Below are 18,874 nucleotides of genomic sequence, written 5' to 3'. Positions count from 1 at the left end.
CGAGGACGATGGCCGAAAGCGTCCGGAAGAGGGGAGGCTGACAAGCGACGCATCGTCCCGACCGTGGTGACTAGCCTAACTTGAGCTCGCCGAACCCGCTGGTTTGCGAGGAATCTAATTCCCGGCACGACCGGAACCGACATCGCTATGACGGAAGCAAAAGCCATGTTAGCTTCCGTTTCGATGGTTCCCATTAGGGTTATCAGGACCTTGCCGCCTACCTACAAAATCCCCGATCCGCTGCCCTGGGCCCAGCTCGTCGGGCCGCTCGCCGCCGCCGAGGATGCTGTGGCCCGCTTCGATGAGCGGCTGGCCAAAAGTCCAATCCGCGACGGCGCACTCAACCGGACGCACTTCACGGACGCTTGCGCCAGTCTGTGGCTAGATGGCGAACTTGTCCATCTCGAAGACCTCGTGCTCCACGACGCCGGCATGGACGTCCGCGCTCCCACCCATGAGCTGACCCGGGCCCATGCCGTGCTACGCGCCCGTCGACGCATCGCCGACGCGAAGCCCGATTGGGCGCTGTCAACTACCGGACTCGCCAGCCTGCGCGGCCGGGGCGAGCGAGAAGAGGAAAGGAGTAATTGGAAGGCAGGTGAGAGAAGTTTTAAGCTCGAGGAGGACGGCGAGCGGGACGACGTGGATCTCGAAGAGCCGATCAGTGCCATCGAGGCCGATTCCCATTTGGCCTCCGCCTTCGCTGCCGTCGACGCCGCAAACGCCAGGACCGAGCGTAGGCTTGCCGACGAGACCCGGTTCCGGCCGGAGCGGGATTCCCTCATCTACGATCCCGACTGGGACGAGGAGGGACGCCTCGATCACTGGCGCGACGTGGTCAACCAGACTCGTGGCTTGCCGCCGACCCTTGCGGGTGCGATTGCCGCCGACGCCTGGGGCGTGATCGAACCGCTCGAGCACACGCCTTGGCTCGGCCGCCTGCTCGCCGCGGCATTGTTGAGGGACCGCGGCAAAACGCGCTCGCATCTGCCGTGCCTGCATGCCGGGCTGAAAAGTATTCCGCGCGAGCGTCGGCGGCCACGCGACGTCGCGGCGCGTTTGATCGTGCAACTCGAGGCCATCACCGCCGCCGCCGAGTCTGGCCGTAAGGACCACGACCGCTGGCTGATGACCAGAAATCTGCTTGCCCGCAAACTCGCCGGCCGTCGCGCCACTTCAAAACTGCCGGCTCTCCTCGACTACGTGCTGACCAGGCCGATCGTCTCGGCGGGGATGATCGCGGCGGAACTTGGGATTACTTCCCGTGCCGCCCAAAACCTGGTCGCCGAGCTCGGCCTACGCGAGGCGACCGGTCGGGGACGCTATCGGGCGTGGGGGGTCCTGTAGAGGCGAAAGTCGGCACTGTGGATGCTCGGCGGATGGGCCGCCTCGCTGGGGAATAAGACAAAAAACGCCGCCGCTTGAGCGCAGGCGGCGGCCTTTTCCAGCCCCCGGAGGGTGTGATGCAAAATCCGGTAATAAAATACCAGGCCTTTAATCCATGGGAGACCACTCGCGGAAAGGAAGGCCCGAAACAGGATTGATTTTGACATGATTATCGTAGTCAGACTACGATAATCGCAGCAAAACTAAACTTGCAAATCCTTAGAATAGTTCCTATTATCGTAGTATGGCTATGACTCAAAGGGACAAGCTAAACAAGCTCTACACCTACCTTGCACCCGGCACGCCGCTGACTTCCGAAGACCTCGCAGCGCTCGGGATCTCGGCCGACCTTGCCGTCCACTATGTCCGTGCCGGCTGGCTACAACGGCTGGCCCGCGGCGTGTATTTCCGGCCGAACGATCCTCCCGTCTTGCATTCGAGCCTCGTCCTGCTGCAGCGGAGCTTCGAAGGATTGCACGTCGGCGGCAAGTCCGCGCTCGACTGGCACGGCATACGGCACTACCTGTCCCAACGGCCTGTCCTCCACCTCTATGGCTGGAAAGCGGGACGCCTTCCGGAGTGGTTCACCGAGCGCTTCCCGGCCGAGTACCACCGCAAGCGACTCTTCGAGGAGGAGCCTGGCGCGCTGCTTCATGTCCAACCCTTCGAGAACCGCAAGGACGGCCCGCTCGTCTCCGCGCCGGAACGCGCATTACTGGAGGTGTTAAGCGAAGTCGGCGTCCGGCAGCCGTTGCAAGAAGCGCGCGAGCTGGTCGAAAGCACTTACAGCCTGCGCGCCGATCTGCTGCGAGACCTGCTCAAGCGCTGCACCAGCGTCAAGACCGTTCGCCTGTGCTTGCAGCTCGGCCGCGAACTCTCCCAGCCTTGGGCCGGCAAGCTCGATCCGTCTCAGTTGCCCAAGGGGAGCGACAGGGCCTGGGTGTCACGCTCCGGTGATGGACTCCTGGTGCTGAAGCCATGAACCAGATCTACCTCGACAGCGCACGGTTGCTGACACGCGTGGCGCCGCTGGTGCTCGTCGAGGATATCTTCGCACTCAAGGGCGGCACGGCGATCAACCTGTTCGTGCGCGACATGCCGCGGCTGTCGGTCGATCTCGATCTGGTGTTTCCTGACCACACGCTGCCGCGCGAGCAGGCGCTGCAGCGCATCAACGAAGCCATCCGCCAGTCGGCCGCGCGCCTGCAGAAGCAGGGCTTCCAGACCCATGCGCCGGCCGCAACGGATTCCGGCGAGACCAAGCTGCTGGTGCGTCGAGGCGGCATCGAAGTGAAGGTCGAGGTCAATTTCGTTATGCGCGGTACCGTTCACCCGGTGCACATAGCGTCGTTGACAGAGCCTGCGCGCGACACGCTGCAGGCGGATCTCGAAATCCCGGTGGTGTCGTTCGAAGACGTGTATGGCGGCAAATTGGTTGCGGCCATGGACCGGCAGCATCCTCGCGATCTGTTCGACGTCACACAGCTTTTCGCGCACGAAGGAATCACGCCCGGCATCCGCCGTGCTTTCGTCGTCTATCTCGCGAGCCATAATCGGCCGGTGCACGAAGTCCTGTTTCCGTCGTTGCGCGACATCCGGCAGGATTTCGAGCACAATTTCGCGGGCATGACCGCCGAGCCCGTTGAACTCGATGCGCTCTTGGCAGCGCGAGAGCGAATGATGCGCGAACTGCAGCAAGGTCTGAGCGCCGATGAGCGCAGCTTCCTGCTGTCGCTAGTTGCCGCAGCACCCGAATGGTCGCTACTAGGCCTGCCGCACCTGGAGCGGCTTCCCGGGTTGCGATGGAAGCTGCAAAACCTGGAACGGCTTCGGAAAACCAATGCCCGAAAATTTGCTGAGCAATCGGACGCGCTGGCTCGGCTATTTGGATGAGCCGCGCTTGCCAACCTTACGCGCGCGTTCAACTCCTTGCAAAATTCGTTCTCCATTCCGCCTACGCGTGAAGGCCCCGCCTCGCGGCGGGGCCAGCTGCGCGACGTCTCAGTCGCGGTTCGGGCGAGACCAGATGAGCGAGTGGCCTTCCTCGCCTTCCACTTCGACCAGCGTGGCGTAAATGGGAGCCGCGAAGCTCGGGTCGTCCAGCTTGACCGACAGGTAGTCGCGGTTCTGCTCCTGGGACTTCTTCTTCCAACCGGCGCCGAACTCGATCGTGCCTGCGAAGATCCGGTAGTCCGGGGCCTTGTCCGAGGTCCGCTCGGCCGGGACGATCTTGGCCTTCACGGTGCCGAGGGCGAGGGTCTTGACGGTGCCCACGAAGCCGTTGCCGCTGACGATGAAGTTGCCGATGGTAGCCATGTTCGTATCCTCTGTCGTTCTCGGGCCGCGACCATCGCGACCTCGATGGCTGTCGTTGACCGGAGGCGATCGGGCCGCACCCGAAGGGCCGCCACGCAGTAGAGGGCGGCCAGGGCGATGCTTTCTTGTCTCGCGAGGAATGGGCGCGCAGCGGCCAGGGGAAGAAAGCGGAGAACGGCCGTTGCGGTCTTTTGATCGAGGCGGAGCGCAGCGACGACGGCCTTCGGTTAGACATGCCAAATCGAGGACGCATTGGGCGCGACAGGCCGAACGATGAGGATCCGACGGAGCCACAGGCAAGCCACACCGCACGACGACGGGCGCGTTGGTGAAAAGACTCGCAGGCACCCCGTAAGCCTTCCGGTTCCGGCGGACGCAATAACACCCCGGACCGTCGCATCGTGGATGACATCAGCATTCTGCGGCTTCGGAAAGGCGCTCGCCCAGAAACAGACCGGCATCTCGGAAGCTGGAAGAACCCGCCCGGCCCATCTCGACGACACCGTCAGAATGGGAAGCGCGGCCTCTCCAGTCGCCGGCACACGCATGACGATGCACATAAAAAAAGGCCCCGCGGTGAGGCGAGGCCTTCGTCATTTTCCCTAAAGGTGAACGATGAAGCGCAAGCGGCCGACGCGTGGATCGTTGCGCCTCATGCCGCTTGGTCAATCTCGGCCGGCTTGGGTTGAAGATCGTGCAGATAAGTGACTGCCCGCTGAGCGTGGGCGGCTGCGGAGAAGATGAAGCGGTTCTCGTTGGAGAGTACCTCCAACCACGACGCAAGGTAACTGGCGTGATCGGCGCGCGGCTCGAGTTCGGGTACGATACCGAGATCCGCACTGAGGAAACAGGCGCCAAGTTCGGCGACCAACTCTTCGCGGGCGCGCTCGCTTCGATCTTTGGCGTAGCGGCTGAGGTCGCGATTGACGCGGTGCACCGGCCCGGTCCAATGCACGCATTCGTGCGCGAGCGTGGCGGCGTAGCTCTCCGCGTCACGGAAGCTCTCGAATGGCGGCATCTGGATGAGATCGAGCGCCGGCGCAAAAAATGCCTTGTCGCCGCCATGTCGGATGGTTGCGCCCGTATTGGCGAAGAATCCGTCCACATGCGCAAGGCGTTGCGTCGGCGCGATGCTTGGAGCCGGGCGCCCGTAATAGTGATCCGGCAAGTCGTCGATCTGATCGACGCAAAACACCGTATAGGCACGCAGGAACGGCACGGTCCGTTCGACGTCATCGCCATGCTTATCGGTCTCAGTCTTAGTGAACTTGTTTGCATAGACGACCATTGTTCCACTCTCACCCTTGCGGACGTGACCCCCAAGTTCGAGCGACTGCTTGAAGGTCATCCAGATCGGTGATGTGAAGCCACGCGCGACGGCTTCCGACCACAGCAGCACGACGTTGATGCCCTGATAAGGCATGCCGTTGTGGCGCAGCGGCCGCGTGATGCATCCCGCGGCGTTGCCCGCATTCCATGGCTTGACCCACGGACGTACACCGCGCTCCAGGTCCGCGACGATGCGATCGGTGATCCGTGCATAGATTTCGGCGCGGGGTTTCGTTTCCTTACCTGTCATGATCCTAATCTCCGTTGAAGACCGCGCCCATCGCGGCCCTCACGGGTCCGCTGCGAAGGCCTGCGGGGTCGCGCATCCGGTGGCGCATGTGGTCTGAGTGGCAACAGAGACGCCGGACCGGAACGTCAGTGGAGGACGGCAAAGCCGTTGCGCTGCCGCACGGGCCGGAGCATCGATCGAACGCCGCTAGGGGCCGCGAGGGGCAGTCCAACCAGATTCATTTCTCTTTGCTCGTTTGCCCCGTCGCGCCGGGCGACATGAAAATGGCCGGCCCCAGGGACCGGCCGACGTTGAATGGTGAAAGAGAATAGCGGGGCCGAAGCCCCGCCGGCCGCATCAGTCGAACGCCGACATCTGTGCCTTGGCCGCCTTCCTGCCGACGGTGTCGGTCGTGGGGTCTACAGGACGTTCGAAAGGCTTCCAGGTCTCGCCGACGACTTTTTCGTAGGCGGCGACGGCGCCCTCGGCGGCCATGCGAATCGCGTGAGACTGAACGCCCATGTCGGCGGCGAACTCGCGCTTGCGCTGTGCCTGGCTATCGAAGCCGACCGGACCATCGAGGTCCTCATCGCGGCCGTCGTTGGCAAGCTTGGCGGTCGCATCTCGCGCTTCGGTCACTGCGCGGGTGTAGAACTGGCCAGCGCCGTGCGCGGAGCCGACATAAGCGCCGACGATCCGTTGAAGGTGAATCTGCATTGCGCGCTCACTCAGGCCGTCCTTGAGCGCGTCGGCGGTTTCGATGATGAGCCGCTCATGCAGATCGCGGATGCCGTCGCTGTCCAGGATCGCAAGGCCGAAGCTTTCAGAGATGCGCTGTGCCTGTGCCACGTCGGGGCAGGCGAGCCGGACCATTTCGAGAGTGGTGCCCTTGCGAAGGGGGATGACACGGGCGCTGGCGCGAGAGGAGCGAGCAGGTTTGGTCATTGGTGAATTCCTTTCTTAGGTTTCGCCATCAGGTTCGATCCGGCCCCTGCCGGACCTCCCTTCGGGTGCGGTCGCCCAGCGCCGCCGGGATGAGGGCCGCTTCAAGGTCCGGGGACCGCCAGGCGAGCGAGGTCTGGCTGCGGACAAGCAGGGTCCCAGCTTGCTGGGGCCCAGCGCCGGACGCGGCCGGGCCTTGCCGAGATCGGCGGTTCCTGGTCGCTTGCGACTTGGCCTTGAAGCGGACCGCCGGCGGCGCAGACCGCAGCAAAACCCGAGGGGAGAGCCGACAGGGTGCGGGCCGGGTTGGCGAATGCGGAAAGGTTCGACCCAGCAGACCGCCAGCTTCGCGCCATGCTCGAGATGTTCGCCTGAGCGAGCCACAAGGTCGGCTTTGGCCCTGCTAGGCCGCAGCGCCATGCCGCTTGCCCGGACGACGGTCGGCCGGACTGCGACATTCGTCCATGCGATGTTCGCGCTCCGAGTCGTCACGACCGGGGCGAGACTCCGGCGCGCATCGAGAACGCAGCATCTCAATCGCAGTATCCTGCCTGGCGAGCTTGCGCGAAAGCGTGTCGATCTCAGGCTGGCGCTCTACGGTGATCGCCCCAAGGTTCGAGCGATAGCGTTCGAGAAATGCACTCGGGTCAGGCGGCTTGCCGCGACGGTATCCGGACCGCTTGCTGCCGAGCTGCGGGATGAGCCCCGTCATGCGCCGGATGATCTGCCGATCGATCATGTCGAGCTGGCGCTGCGTCTGGCGACGCGCCTCCTCCATGCGCGAAAGCTGGGCGAGGGGTCCGGGGGAAGCCTTCATGGGGACGTCCTTCCCTGCCAGCCGATGAAGCTCGATGGTCCGGAATAGACCGGATGGCGGGTCTCATCGACGACGAAGCCGAAGCGGCCAATCCGGTACTCGTCGGACGGGACGAGGAAACGTCGCTCCTCAGTGCCCGCGCCGCGTCTGCCGCCCGGCGTGGCGACGACTTCAACAAAGCCTGCCTGCTGATCCGACGAGATCGCCGACACGACAATCCAGTTGCCGGCGTGCTCCTTCTCGAAGGCGCGCCGATCCTTCTCACGGGATTCGCCGGGCTCCAGCACGATCCCGAAGATCGCCTCCCACGCATCGGGCCAGCTATCCTTGATTGTGCGCTCGGCGCAGCGCCGTTCGTAGCCGGTGAACAGATGCGGGAAGGTGATCGCCACGATCGCCCAGGCCTCGTCTTCTTCGTACCAGCCGCCCGGCGCGCGCAATACAGGGTTGACTTTGCGGTTGCGCTCGGCCGAGAGATGGAAGCCGCCGTGGCCCGCCGTCGAATGGCAGACAATGCCCTCCGCGTAGACGGTTGCCCCCTGCGACGGCCCCCATGGCGTGTTCGCATTGAAGCCAATCTCGCGACGGCCGAGCGCACGCTTCTCGCGCTGATGCTCGGCGTTCTCCGCGACCTTTGTTCGGAAGGCCGCCTCGTCGGCGAGCCCGCCGGAATGGCCATAGAAGTCAGAGCGCTTCCATTCGGCGATCGGCCGGTTGATGCGCCAGCCGGTCGCGAGATAATGGCGGGCGTTGCGTCCCGGCAGCATGGCGAAGGCTGTGTCGCCGACGCGAGCGACGAGATAGCCGTCGCCGCTGCGGCCGAACTCGACCTCGGGAAATCCAGAATTCGAGCGCGTCACGGTGGTGAGGGGTGAGGGCGTGATCATGCGGCCGTCCTCCCCTCCATGACGTCGGCTGCCGGCGCATCCGTTGTCACCTCATCGAGAACCGCATCCGGATAACCGTGGCTCTGCAGCCAGATTTCGGCGTCGGCGCGGCTGCTGGCGAGATAGACGAGTTCGGCGTCCTCGCCGGGTCGGCTGAGCACGCGGACCGCACCAACCCTCGGGCGTTCGGTCACGACGAACCTCAGGTCGCTGTCGACCGAGAAGGTCCGGTGGACACGAAGCACCACAACACCGCCGCCATAGTCGCCGACGTGCAATGTGATGGTGGCGCCGATGACGGTGTTGCCGACGCGGCGTTCTGCTCGCTTTTGGATCAGCCGACCACCGTTGTTGCGGTGTCCCCAGGCCGCGAGCTTCTTGCGATGCCGCTCCGGTGGCCGCGGCGTGCCGTCAGAAAACCGTATGATCGCTCCGAGCGGGACGAGGTCGTAGATCAACTGCGCGGACATGGACGTCCTCCTGTTCATGGGTGTTGGAAACGAAGCCGCCGCCGGCTCAAGCCGGCGGCGGGGTGTCATTCGGATTGTCGATGGCGGCGGGCTATTCAGCCGCCTCACGGAACGCCTCATCACCTAAGGCTTCGCCGCTATCTTCGTCGCCAGCGTCCGAGTCCTCGACCTGATCGTCGGCCTCGTCAGCGGCGGTGACGGCGTTCTTTGCCAGCCAAGCCAGTAAGTTGGCCTTGTCCGGAGCGAACAGCGCTGCCGGATGGACGAAGCGGCCTTCCTTGAGGTGCTCGACCAAAGCGGCGCGGGTCTCCTTCACCTTCTGGCGCGGGAGAACCGAAGCGTCCTTGCACGAGCCTTCGAGCGCGGTGCGCGACAGGCACGACAGGAAGTCGTCGGTGCCCATATTCGGCAGGAAGTTGTCCGCTCCGACCATCTCGCCGGCGACGCGCGCAACGATGCCGCTGTCGGTGCGGTTTTCTCGGCACGAGAGAACCTCAACGAGGATCGAGCGCGTCGCAACGCGCAGTGTGTCCATGTCGAGGACGAGCTTGCCGTCCTGATCGAACAGCGTCGCGGCATGGCGCGCAATCCGGCGGTTGCCGTAATAGGTGCCACCGCTACCGGAATCGACCGAGACGTTCTTGCCGGCGAAGGCGAGGATCAACAGCGCCATCAGCGCGTCATCCTCGACGGGCGCGCGCGCCAGCGCCTCATGGAGGGCGTCCGTTCGGAGGTCGCCGATGATCTCGATGCCCCTGCGCGTCACGTCGGGACGCGGCTTCGAGACCGCTGTGCTCTCGTCGGCAGCGTCAGTGCCGGTCGCCATGCCCCCATCCTTCGACTTCTTCGCCGCAGGCATGCGGTAATGTACGCTCTGCACCTGGCCGTCACGGTCGAGGTACATCGCCGTGCAATCCGACTTTGACGGCTTGCCGTAGACGCGCTCCGCCTTCGGCGGCAGCTTGACCTCGCCCCAGTTCGTCGTCTCGGCAATGATGCCCTTCCTCGGCAGGTTGTTCGTCATCCACTCCTGCTGCGCGCCGAGGAACGCCTCGACATCTGTGGTGTAGCGGCTGTCCTCCGCCTGCGCAAACAGGTCCTCGACCCACTGGATGCCGTAGGCCTGGGCGAGGTCGTCACCGAAGCTGGCGTGACTAGCGTACATACGGGCCTTAGTCAGGGCCTGTGTCACGCTCCCCCACGACACCTGCGGAACCGCCTTGGAGGGCTTGTGTTTCTTCCAGACCTCCTTCTGCTCGTCGAGCGACGCCGAGGCGATGGTACGAAGCTGACGTTCGTCTGGCATGTCGCCCTTGGCCATGTGATCGAGCATGATCGGCAGCACGTTGGCGAGCAGGCGGAGCTTCCTGATCTGCCGGACGGGCAGGGTCAAAGCGACGCCGATTGCCTCTTCGGTCCAGCCGAGCGCGACGAGGCGTTCGATCGCGCGCCACTGGTCGACGGGATTGAGCGCTTCACGCGCGATGTTCTCGATCATCGAGCGCATGGCACCGTTGTCGTTCGCCGCCTCATCGACGAGGACGTCGATCTCCTCGAGGCCGGCAGCGATCGCCTGCTTCACACGGCGATGACCGGCATTGATGACATAGCCGTTGCCGCCGCCAGTCTCGGGCGTGATGACGGGTGGCTGGACGATGCCGACGGCCTTGATCGTCGCGAGCAGCAGGGCATCGGCCTGCGGCGTCGACTTCGTCTGGCGCATGCGGTCGGGATTTTCGTTGAGCGCACGCGGATCAATCTTGATGAGTTGCATGGAATTTCTCCTGTTTGGGTTTCTCGGACCAGGTCTTGCGGCCCTTCCTCGTCTTCTTCCCGAAGACACCCCGGGCCCCGCGGAGCGGTCGGGCCGGCACAACTGCGGCCGAGCATCCCTGCCAGGCCGGACAAGCAGGGCTAACAGCCCTGCGAAGGACGACGGGCTGGGATCGCGCAGGCGGCGGTTGAGCGTCAGCGTTGCCGGCCTGACCGCTCTGCGAGCGGGTCTTCCCTTCCTCCCTCTTCACGCTGCGATTGCGCTCCCACCCGTGCTCTCCACATCCGTCGCAAGGGCTTTCTCGATTTCCGCCAACTGCCGCCGCTTCTCGGCGAGATCGGCTGCGAATGCGAATTCGCCATCCTTGCGCGATCGGTACGAGGCGAGCCGGCGACGTGCGTCGGCGAGACGCTGGCGATAGCGCTCCCGCTCGCCCTCGAAATCGTCAAATGCATGCTCAAGGCGAGAGATCGCGCCGAGCGGCGTCACCGTGACGGGCAACTCGATCTCATGCTCTTCCCCGGTGCGGATCAGCATGGTGCCGTAGCGATAGCCGTCGCGGCCGTAACGCTCGCCGGAGTATTCGAGGTCGAACCCGCCGATCGTGGCGATGCTGGTCTCGCCCTCCTGCTGGAGTTGCAACAGAGCAAGGATTTCCTTCATCAGCGCGCGGCCGGCCTCCTTGCGCTCGACATATCGCTTGCCGGCAACGGTCGCGGCGAAGGCGTCGCCGGCGGTCGGAACAAGGCACTCGATATCCCTGCCGACCTCTGCGATCCGCCGCGTGCAAAACTCGATGTCGCGTTCCGCGTCCCGAATCTGCCGACGGACGGCGTGCTGGTCGTCGATATGAGCCGCGCGCAGGCGCTCGAGCCGGGCGATGTCGGCTTCGAGCCCGGCCTTTAGCATCAGCCGCTGGTCGCCACTCGCGATCGCCTTGGCCATCGCGAACTGGTTGGCCTGGCCTTCGCCGAGGTCCTCGAGCCGACGGATCGACGTGTCGCCGGAGAGCGCCGCGGCGATGAAGCGAGCCTTGCGCTCGTTATTCTGCCACATGCTCGCGTCGAGCGAGCCCTCGGTCGCATAGGCGAAGATGTCGATGACGTCGTGCTGGTTGCCCTGGCGCCCGATCCGGCCCTCGCGCTGTGCGATCTGCGACGGCAGCCACGGCACGTCGAGGTGATGGAGCGCCTTCAGCCTGAGCTGTGCGTTGACGCCGGTGCCCATAGTGTCGGAGGAGCCGATCAGGAAGCGGACCTTGCCCGCGCGCACATCGCCGAACAGGCGTTGCTTCGCCTCCGACCTCTTGAAGTCCTGCATGAAAGCGATCTCGGACGCGGGAACGCCCATGCGAATGAGCTCGTCTCTGATCCAGCGATAAGCCGAGAAGCCGCGCGTCTTCTCGACGCTGATCGTTCCGAGATCGGAGAAGATCATCTGCGCGGCGCCCGGGAGCTCGTAGGGCTTGCCGTCGGCGCGCACATAGCTGTGATCCGACGTCTCCTCCCAGATGCGGAAGGCGTTGGCGACGAGGAGATTCAGCTTGTTGTCCAGCTCATTGTCGTTCGACGGATCGACGAGGCGCAGGTCGATCGCCGCGTGGCGGCCGTCAGTGATCACGGAAAGCAGGATGTCGTCGCCCGGCTGCGGCGGACGATCGCGCATCTCGATCGCCTTGATCCGCGCGTCGAGCAGGGCTTGGTAGCGCTTGAATGCCGGCGTCGGCTTCGCCGTCAGGATCTGGCGCTTGCCCGTCGAGATCGCCGGGACCTTCACGTACTGCCGCAGGTCTTCCGGCATCACCACGTCAGCGAAGGACCGGAACATGGCGATCAGCTCGGGAACGTTCACGAAGGTGGCGAAGCGTGTGACTGGCTTGTACCTGCCGGACGGCTGAAGCTCGAGCTCCGTCGAGACGTCGCCGAAAGTCGAGGCCCAGGCGTCGAACTCGTGGAGCTTGCGATCCAGAAGTGCGCCGTATCCGAGATAGCGCTGCACCGAGAACATCTCACCGAGCGTGTTGGTAATCGGCGTCCCGGAGGCGAGCACCAGCGCCCGCCCAGGGTTCTTGCTCTCGATGAAGCGCGACTTCACATAGAGGTCCCAGGCTCGCTGCGAGCCGTTGGGGTCGACGCCCTTCAACGTCGACATATTGGTAGCGAAGGAAAGCTTGCGAAACTCCTGCGCCTCATCGACGATGATCTGGTCGACGCCGATCTCCGAGATGGTCAGGAGATCGTCCTTGCGCGTGGCCAGCGCTTCGAGCCGTTCCTTCAATCCCTCCTTCAGCCGCTCGAGCCGCTTGCGCGAGACGCGGTCGTCGCTTTGGACCTTGGTCAGGAGCTGCTCGTAGAGTTCGAGCTCGTCCTGGATCATCCGCTGCTCGAACGCGGACGGCACGCCGATGAAGCGGAAGGCCGAATGGGTGATGATGATCGCGTCCCACGTTGCGGTCGCGGCGCGCGACAGGAAGCGGTGCCGCTTGTCCTTGGTGAAATTCGTCTCATCGGCGACGAGGATGCGGGCACCGGGATAGAGTGCCAGGAACTCGCGCGCCGCCTGCGCCAAGCAGTGGCCGGGCACGACAAGCATCGCCTTGGCAATCAGCCCGAGGCGGCGCTGCTCCATGATCGCGGCCGCCATCGTCATCGTCTTACCGGCGCCGACGGCGTGAGCGAGATAGGTAGCGCCCGAGGCGATAATGCGCCAGATGCCGCGCTTCTGATGTTCGTAGAGAACGAAGGCGCCCGAGGCGCCCGGCAATTTCAGATGCGAACCGTCGAAGGCGCGCGGCACGATGTTGTTGAAGCGGTCATTGTAGACCCGCGCCAGGCGGTCGGTCCGGTCCGGATCGGACCAGATCCAATTCTGGAAGGCGGACTTGATCCTCGAGAGCTTCTCCTTCGCCGCCTCGGTGTCGACGACATTGACGATCCGACGCTCGCTGTCGCCATCCTTGATAGTATCGAAGATCTGCGGGACGGAGGAGTTGAGCGCATCAGAGAGAAGCTGCCCGGCGTGCCGCCGCTCCGTGCCCCATTCCGACGTGCCGGCGGCCATCCAGCCGAGCTGCCGGGCCTCCACGGTCCACGACGCCAGTTCCGGCATGTGGTGGATCCTGATCTCCGCGCCCATCGTCTCCTTGACGAAGGCGACGATGTCGGCGGCGGGAATCCACGGTGCGCCAAGGCGCGCGGTGATGTCCGAGGGCCGGAGATCGGCAGGCTGCACCTCTCGCAGGGCCGTCACGTTGCGCGCATAGGCGGGGTCAAGTGCAGCGGCTGCTTCCGCGACCTTCAGCTTGTCGCGCACCGCACCCGACAGATACGCGTCGTCAGTCTGCCAGGAGCCGCCGCTGGGATCACGAAAGATGGCGCTGCCGAGCTCAGCGATGACGCCGTCCGCGTCGCGGTGCACGAGCTCCGCGATATGGTCGGGGTCGACATAGCCGCGCTCGTTGAGAACGACGGCCAGCGCGTCGGCGGCGCTGGTGATGACGGGCGGCGCCGGCGGAGCGATTACCCGCTCCGTGAAGATCGGACCCGGCCTTGCCGTATCGGACTCGAGGTCGTAGTCTTCGATCGAGGCCACCAGCCAGCAGTCCGGATCGTCCAGGAATGGCTGAAGGTTCGGCCTGCGGTGCGTTTCGCGGACCTCCCCGGTCTCGTCGTCCTCGGCCGTCGACACGACGGTCGTGTTGATCGGCCCGAAGATACGCACGAAGTTCGACCAGGCGATGCGGAGCCTGACCTGCGCATCCTTCCACGGCTGGTCGAGCTCCTGGCACTTCAGCACCTCTCGCACCGCGTCGCGGATCGGGATCAGCTTCTGGACGATTCGGACATGCTTTTCCGGAATGCCATCGGCGCTGCGGCCTTTGCGCACCAAGACAGCAACCGGCTTCCCGTCGAGGATCTGCATCAAGCCATGCCGGCTATTGAGGAGATAACTGCCCTCACGCGCCGTGAGGCTCGCCGAGCTCTCCGACTTCGCCGACTCGGCCTCACACTCATCGTCAGGGTCGAACGCCTCCGGTTCGCCGCTATAGATTGCGACCGGAAGGAGGGTGATCGCGTCGTCCAGCGAGGTCGCGAGGTCCTCGCCGTCAACAGGTAGACAGGTGTAGGTCTCGCCAAACGGGCCGGAGGTCAGCGCGTGCGCGCCGAGCACAAGCTGGCGATGGCGCGCGAACCAGCGGTTGACGCGAATTGCGCCCTCGTCCTCGGTCGCCGGGCGCACCTCGTCGAGCTCGAGCCACGAGAGGTCGCCTTCGGGCTCCCCGTGCTTACGCCGCCGGAAGAACAGGATGTCGACCACGACGTCGGTGCCGGCATCGGCGCGGAAGCTACCCTCCGGCAGACGGATGGCACTGAGGAGATCGGCGTGCTTCGCGATCAGCGCGCGCGCCGAGCCATCCGCCTTATCCATCGTGCCGTGCGACGTGACAAAGGCGGCAAGACCGCCCGGCTTCAGCAGCTTGATCGCCTTGACGATGAAGTAGTCGTGGAGCCGCAGACCGAGCGAGCGCAGCGTGCGGTCCGAGCGGACGGTGCGATCGGAGAAGGGCGGGTTGCCGATCACAAGGTCGAACCGCGCCGGCAGCTCGGTGCGCGCGAAATCGCCGGTGACGATCCGCGCCCGGGGTTGCAACAGCCGCGCGATGCGCGCCGTGACGGGATCGAACTCGACGCCGGTGACCTGGGAGAGCTCGCGGAGAACCGGCGGCATCAGCGCCGGAAACAAGCCGGTGCCGATGCCGGGCTCAAGCACGCGGCCGCCGCGCCAGCCGAGGCGCAGCAAACCCGCCCACATCGCCTGGACGATGAACTCCGGCGTGAAATGGGCATACTGCGTACAGCGTGCCAGCGAAGCGTAGTCAGCCTCATCGACCGCATCCTGCAGGTCGGCGCCGATCTCGTCCCAGCCCTTTGCGAATTCGGATTCGCCCGGTCGGCGGAAGACGCCATTGGCGAGCTCCGAGGCGCCGAAGCCGGTAAAGCGGATCAGTTGCCGCTGCTCCTCGGCCGTCGCGGGGCGCTCCTCGGTCTCGATCTGTGCGGCGAGCCGAACTGCGGCGATGCTGTCGCGGGCGCGCTGCTTCCAGCCCTTTGCGAGGCCGCGCGCGTCGGAAAGATAGAGATTGTCGCCGTGCTTTTGTGGACCGTCATAGGAGCGCCGCGCCGATTCGATTGCCGGCCTTACCGAGGCCGGCGTCGACGGCGGTGGATCATGCTCATAGTCGTCGTCACCGCCGAAATCGGCAGCGAAGGCCGTGACGACGAGGCCGAGGCTGGATGAAAGGGCGGTATTGCCGAAGAGGTCGAGGGTGAAAGGATCGTCATGCGACATGGGAAATGTCCTCCGGTTGGGCGCGCGCCACCGTCCGCCGACGCGGGCTGCGACGGACGGCACAGGGATGCGGGGGTTGATGAGTGGGCCGGCGGCGGGCCGGGTTCTGAAATGCGACGCCCGGCGCGAGGCTGGGCTGCCGCGGGGCGGGCAGGGAGATCGGGCTAGGCCGCGGCCGTCTCCGGCAAATGGCGGAACTGCACCGGCAGCTTGGCCGCGATCTCTGCCTCGGTGAGGTCGTCGAGCAGCTTCAGGACTGTGCCGCTCTGGCCGGCATAGACGAGCACGGTGCGGCGGCCGCGAATGGCCTGAGGCCAGCGCTCGCCGGCATAGCCGCGATAATCGTCATGCGTGCTCGACCAGATGTGCTCGAGCCGCTCGTCGCGCGTCATCGCGCGCAGGGGCCGTGACTCGCGCTCGATGATCGCAGCCTTCATGCGCTCCGGCGACAGCCGATCGGAAAGATCGCAATAGCCATGGAACCAGCGCCGCTTTCCGTCGGTGGCAAGGGCGAAGAAGATGCTGGTGACGCTGCCCGTCATGAATTCGCGCATCGCGAACATGTCGGCGCGCATGAACAGCGGCGGCAGGATCTCGAACATGTAGTCGTGCTCCCGCTCGTTGATCTCAAACCACTCACCGGCGAAGAGACGCTGGCCATCACCTTCGGCCATCGCCGGGTCGCCGCGATGGCGATTGAACAAGCGGTGCATCTCGTGGCGCGTCGCGACGCCTTCGAAGACTTTGCGGATGTTGGGGGAGGTGTGCATGGGCGGCTCCTCTTGGCCTGGCCGGACTGACAGCGCGAGCGATCCGCCTGATCCCTTCGTCACTTCAGTCCTTCATCACACCTCCTCGCCGGCCGCATCGACGGTCCGCCGGGTCAAGGGCCGCGGAACGCGGGCGGAGCTTCACCCTTGACGCGCCGGCCGGGCGTGCGGCAACGCCTCATTTCATTTCCCCTTCCTCATCATTCGATCTCCTTTTTCTTCGCTCGATGCCGAAGGATAGAGACCCACTCATGCAGAGACCTTCGCGATGCAGCCACGCAGTCTGCGCGTCGCCCCCGCGCACCGCATCAAGAAGTAGCCATCAGGCCCTCAAATCCTCATTCCAGTCGCCGGCACACGGCCGCAATCGGGCATACAGCGCACTTGCATCCGCGGCGATGGCACGAACACGGTCGGCATAGACCTCGCCCTGCCGATTGTTGTCGGTTGCTGCCACGAGCCAAGCGTTGGCTCGCTTGGCCAGCCGGCGGATGGCGACATCGGTCGCGGGCGACCAGCCGCCACCGGTGCTGACATAAAGGGTGTCAGGGCGCAGGGCCTCGATCGCGGCCAGGCTCATTGCATCGATGGCCGCCTCGGTGACGCAGATCCGCTCGGCCTCCTCCGACCCGAAGCGAAAGAGCTCCTTGGCGCCTTCCGTGGCGAAGCCCCGCCATGTAGGTCCACGTTCCTCCCAACCTGTAAGCGCTCCAGCGGAATCGCTATGCGCCGCCCACATGCTACCTTGGGGACCCTCTCGCAACCGATCGCTCGCGACCGCCTGATTGACGATGTCGGTTGGCATTCCGCGCTCGCCGGTGAGATAACGCCAGGCTGGCGAGCCGGGGCGCGGCCTGAAGCGATGTCCCCACCGCTCTACAATGGACGCAAGGGTCTTGGGCCTTGCCGGACGCTGCCACGCCGGTGCCGCAGGAACGAGGCCAACCACATCCGCAACACGATCACATGCCTCGACGAAACCATCGGCACCGAGATGTACAGCGAGTGAAAACACGTCCCCTTTTGCCGGCGACAACGGATCGAACCAGCCGCGGCCTTGGTGGATGACAATGACGATGCTGCTGTCGCGGCGATATTTGATCGCCCGCCGGGTGCTTTCCTTGACGTCGACTTTCCAGCCGTCTTTCTCCAGCAGAGCTGCGCAGCCAACCATTTCGCGCAGCTCTTCAATTTCTCTTTTGTCCATTTGTCTGCACCGGAGTCGCGCAAGCGACTCCAGCCCCTTCTTCTGTTGGTCTCACTTGTTCCTGGTCTTGCGGCACCTCCCCGACCGGCCGCGAAGCCTGCCGAATGCAAGGGCGCGCTGACCAACCGCCAGTTGCCGCATCTTGTGCGCGGCGAAGCTTCCCTTGCAGCCGGCATGGCGCCAGCGGCAGCCGGTCACCCGGCTCAATGAGCCGGGCACCAGGGGTCGTATTCATGGACGATGGCGTCCTGATCGCCGTCGTATTCGCTGGAGACCATCACGCCGAATTCGTTCTCTGTCTGGAAAAGGATGACGGGCACCATCAGCGTGCGGGCCAGATCGAAGGCGTGGTTCTGAACGAGGGTGAGATTGTGCGACATGAAGGGCTCCCGTCTTGCGGCGGGGACCATCCCCGCTCGACAGGCGCCGACGTGTTCAGGGGCGGCCGCGGTCACCTCGAAGGCGAAGCCGGAGAGGTCGCACGCTTGCGTAGCGAACCCCTTGTGGGTTGATCGTGGAAGGCCGCACCAGAACCAAGGAAAGCCCATTCGAGAGCGGGGTAGGTCCTTCACCGGAAGTATGTGAGCCGAAAGGCACATGGTTCGGCCCGCGGATGCAGTGTCGGTCTGATTGACTGCGAGAACAGCCGCCGTCGTTTTGTCTGGAGCGAATTTGATTTGGCCGCCTGGAGATTGCTCCGCGGACGTTTCGGCTGCCGTTCGATGTCATCGAGGCCAAAGGCATCGCTGCGTTTCAGGTCCGACGCTCACATGCGGAGTTTCGATAGATTCGGCAGTTGGCTCGTTCGGGACTCGGGCCGTTTCGCGTCAGGGATGGCAGCCCGCAAGGGGCGCGCCGTAGAGGCGTGGAGAAGAAGGGAGTGTTCGAAAGAATGGAGCCTGCTGGTTATGGCTCTTACTTGCCCGGCTTACCGGTGTCGGAAACGACTGAAACCTCGAAAGGGGAACGGGACCAGAGCATGCCGGGGAAACGTCTCGAAGTCGGGTGCCGCAGCCCGGTGGAGAGTACAAAGTAAAGGTATGCATGGTGAAAGCTGTATTGCCTGAATCCCAGTTTCCAGTTGCCAAAGGGCTGGCCGTAGCGAACGCGGCTGACACGCTATGCCACGCGGGGCGGATCGCACCTCCCAGTGCGAACTGCCACCAGTCCGCGTGGGACGACCACCGTCAGTGGATCAAGGAGACGAACGGGACACCTAACCATGCCGCAACTCCCCACGCACGTAACTACGGGATCGCCTACAGCAGGTTCTTTCGAGAACCTGTATGGCGACGGAGCCGTCATAGTACCCAAATGCCCGGCGTAATGGCCGGGACAGCCGCCGCGAGGTGGACGATCATGCGTATAAGGCCGGGCGACCGGACCGAAAGCGCCTCC

Annotated in this window: 14 protein-coding genes; 3 read left to right on the top strand and 11 right to left on the bottom strand. The window is 64.6% G+C overall.

Annotated features, from left to right (window positions below):
- Nucleotides 1-147: 147 nt before the first annotated feature.
- From BM374_RS36465 to BM374_RS36455, 3 genes are all read left to right on the top strand, one after another.
- Nucleotides 148-1,347 carry an RHE_PE00001 family protein gene (locus BM374_RS36465; RefSeq protein WP_244552840.1) on the top strand — a complete coding sequence of 400 codons (1,200 nt, stop codon included), beginning with the start codon at nucleotides 148-150 and terminating at the stop codon, nucleotides 1,345-1,347.
- A 289-nt stretch (nucleotides 1,348-1,636) separates the two neighbouring features.
- Nucleotides 1,637-2,368 carry a type IV toxin-antitoxin system AbiEi family antitoxin domain-containing protein gene (locus BM374_RS36460; RefSeq protein ID WP_244552839.1) on the top strand — a complete coding sequence of 244 codons (732 nt, stop codon included), beginning with the start codon at nucleotides 1,637-1,639 and terminating at the stop codon, nucleotides 2,366-2,368.
- Entirely contained in the window at nucleotides 2,365-3,279 is a 915-nt protein-coding gene (locus BM374_RS36455; RefSeq protein ID WP_092303655.1) for a nucleotidyl transferase AbiEii/AbiGii toxin family protein, read from the top strand. The genes BM374_RS36460 and BM374_RS36455 overlap by 4 nt, the downstream gene beginning before the upstream one ends.
- Nucleotides 3,280-3,387: 108 nt before the next feature.
- Here the strand turns inward: BM374_RS36455 and BM374_RS36450 are convergent, their stop codons facing one another.
- The 11 genes from BM374_RS36450 to BM374_RS39125 form a co-directional block, all read right to left on the bottom strand.
- Nucleotides 3,388-3,702, bottom strand: a complete 315-nt coding sequence (locus BM374_RS36450; RefSeq protein WP_092303653.1) for a DUF736 domain-containing protein — start codon at nucleotides 3,700-3,702, stop codon at nucleotides 3,388-3,390.
- Between the two features lie 652 nt (nucleotides 3,703-4,354).
- A complete protein-coding gene (locus BM374_RS36445) occupies nucleotides 4,355-5,281 on the bottom strand; it encodes an ArdC family protein (protein WP_092303651.1) in 927 nt (308 codons plus the stop codon).
- 336 nt (nucleotides 5,282-5,617) lie between these two features.
- Nucleotides 5,618-6,205, bottom strand: a complete 588-nt coding sequence (locus tag BM374_RS36440; RefSeq protein ID WP_092303649.1) for a hypothetical protein — start codon at nucleotides 6,203-6,205, stop codon at nucleotides 5,618-5,620.
- Nucleotides 6,206-6,605: 400 nt separating this feature from the next.
- Nucleotides 6,606-7,019, bottom strand: coding sequence for a hypothetical protein (locus BM374_RS36435; protein ID WP_092303647.1), 414 nt, complete (start codon nucleotides 7,017-7,019; stop codon nucleotides 6,606-6,608).
- A complete protein-coding gene (locus BM374_RS36430; protein ID WP_092303645.1) occupies nucleotides 7,016-7,906 on the bottom strand; it encodes a DUF7007 domain-containing protein in 891 nt (296 codons plus the stop codon). Before BM374_RS36430 ends, BM374_RS36435 begins: the two co-directional genes overlap by 4 nt.
- Nucleotides 7,903-8,376: a UCP036055 family protein gene (locus tag BM374_RS36425; RefSeq protein ID WP_092303643.1), complete on the bottom strand. Its 474-nt coding sequence runs from the start codon at nucleotides 8,374-8,376 to the stop codon at nucleotides 7,903-7,905. The genes BM374_RS36430 and BM374_RS36425 overlap by 4 nt, the downstream gene beginning before the upstream one ends.
- 91 nt (nucleotides 8,377-8,467) lie before the next feature.
- Nucleotides 8,468-10,150: a ParB/RepB/Spo0J family partition protein gene (locus tag BM374_RS36420; protein WP_092303641.1), complete on the bottom strand. Its 1,683-nt coding sequence runs from the start codon at nucleotides 10,148-10,150 to the stop codon at nucleotides 8,468-8,470.
- 246 nt (nucleotides 10,151-10,396) lie between these two features.
- Nucleotides 10,397-15,499: a helicase-like domain-containing protein gene (locus BM374_RS36415; protein WP_092303639.1), complete on the bottom strand. Its 5,103-nt coding sequence runs from the start codon at nucleotides 15,497-15,499 to the stop codon at nucleotides 10,397-10,399.
- Nucleotides 15,500-15,663: 164 nt separating this feature from the next.
- The gene (locus BM374_RS36410; RefSeq protein ID WP_092303637.1) at nucleotides 15,664-16,269 is read right to left on the bottom strand and encodes a DUF1419 domain-containing protein; all 606 of its coding nucleotides are present in this window, start codon (nucleotides 16,267-16,269) and stop codon (nucleotides 15,664-15,666) included.
- Nucleotides 16,270-16,591: 322 nt separating this feature from the next.
- Nucleotides 16,592-17,476, bottom strand: coding sequence for a DUF3991 and toprim domain-containing protein (locus BM374_RS36405; RefSeq protein WP_092303635.1), 885 nt, complete (start codon nucleotides 17,474-17,476; stop codon nucleotides 16,592-16,594).
- A 203-nt stretch (nucleotides 17,477-17,679) separates the two neighbouring features.
- On the bottom strand, nucleotides 17,680-17,856 hold the full coding sequence (locus BM374_RS39125) for a hypothetical protein (RefSeq protein WP_177248791.1): 177 nt from the start codon (nucleotides 17,854-17,856) through the stop codon (nucleotides 17,680-17,682).
- Nucleotides 17,857-18,874: the final 1,018 nt, after the last annotated feature.

Origin of the sequence: Bradyrhizobium sp. Ghvi, from assembly GCF_900115265.1 — a bacterium.
GTDB lineage: Bacteria > Pseudomonadota > Alphaproteobacteria > Rhizobiales > Xanthobacteraceae > Bradyrhizobium.
Note: the sequence above shows the minus strand (reverse complement) of the source record. Positions and strands in the feature narration are given on the sequence as shown.

Coding starts and splice junctions, on each gene's coding strand:
- BM374_RS36415 (WP_092303639.1), bottom strand. CDS start 15,499: ATGTCGCATGACGATCCTTTCACCCTCGACCTCTTCGGCAATACCGCC.
- BM374_RS36465 (WP_244552840.1), top strand. CDS start 148: ATGACGGAAGCAAAAGCCATGTTAGCTTCCGTTTCGATGGTTCCCATT.
- BM374_RS36460 (WP_244552839.1), top strand. CDS start 1,637: ATGACTCAAAGGGACAAGCTAAACAAGCTCTACACCTACCTTGCACCC.
- BM374_RS36430 (WP_092303645.1), bottom strand. CDS start 7,906: ATGATCACGCCCTCACCCCTCACCACCGTGACGCGCTCGAATTCTGGA.
- BM374_RS36405 (WP_092303635.1), bottom strand. CDS start 17,476: ATGGACAAAAGAGAAATTGAAGAGCTGCGCGAAATGGTTGGCTGCGCA.
- BM374_RS36420 (WP_092303641.1), bottom strand. CDS start 10,150: ATGCAACTCATCAAGATTGATCCGCGTGCGCTCAACGAAAATCCCGAC.
- BM374_RS36450 (WP_092303653.1), bottom strand. CDS start 3,702: ATGGCTACCATCGGCAACTTCATCGTCAGCGGCAACGGCTTCGTGGGC.
- BM374_RS36425 (WP_092303643.1), bottom strand. CDS start 8,376: ATGTCCGCGCAGTTGATCTACGACCTCGTCCCGCTCGGAGCGATCATA.
- BM374_RS36445 (WP_092303651.1), bottom strand. CDS start 5,281: ATGACAGGTAAGGAAACGAAACCCCGCGCCGAAATCTATGCACGGATC.
- BM374_RS36410 (WP_092303637.1), bottom strand. CDS start 16,269: ATGCACACCTCCCCCAACATCCGCAAAGTCTTCGAAGGCGTCGCGACG.
- BM374_RS36435 (WP_092303647.1), bottom strand. CDS start 7,019: ATGAAGGCTTCCCCCGGACCCCTCGCCCAGCTTTCGCGCATGGAGGAG.
- BM374_RS39125 (WP_177248791.1), bottom strand. CDS start 17,856: ATGTCGCACAATCTCACCCTCGTTCAGAACCACGCCTTCGATCTGGCC.
- BM374_RS36455 (WP_092303655.1), top strand. CDS start 2,365: ATGAACCAGATCTACCTCGACAGCGCACGGTTGCTGACACGCGTGGCG.
- BM374_RS36440 (WP_092303649.1), bottom strand. CDS start 6,205: ATGACCAAACCTGCTCGCTCCTCTCGCGCCAGCGCCCGTGTCATCCCC.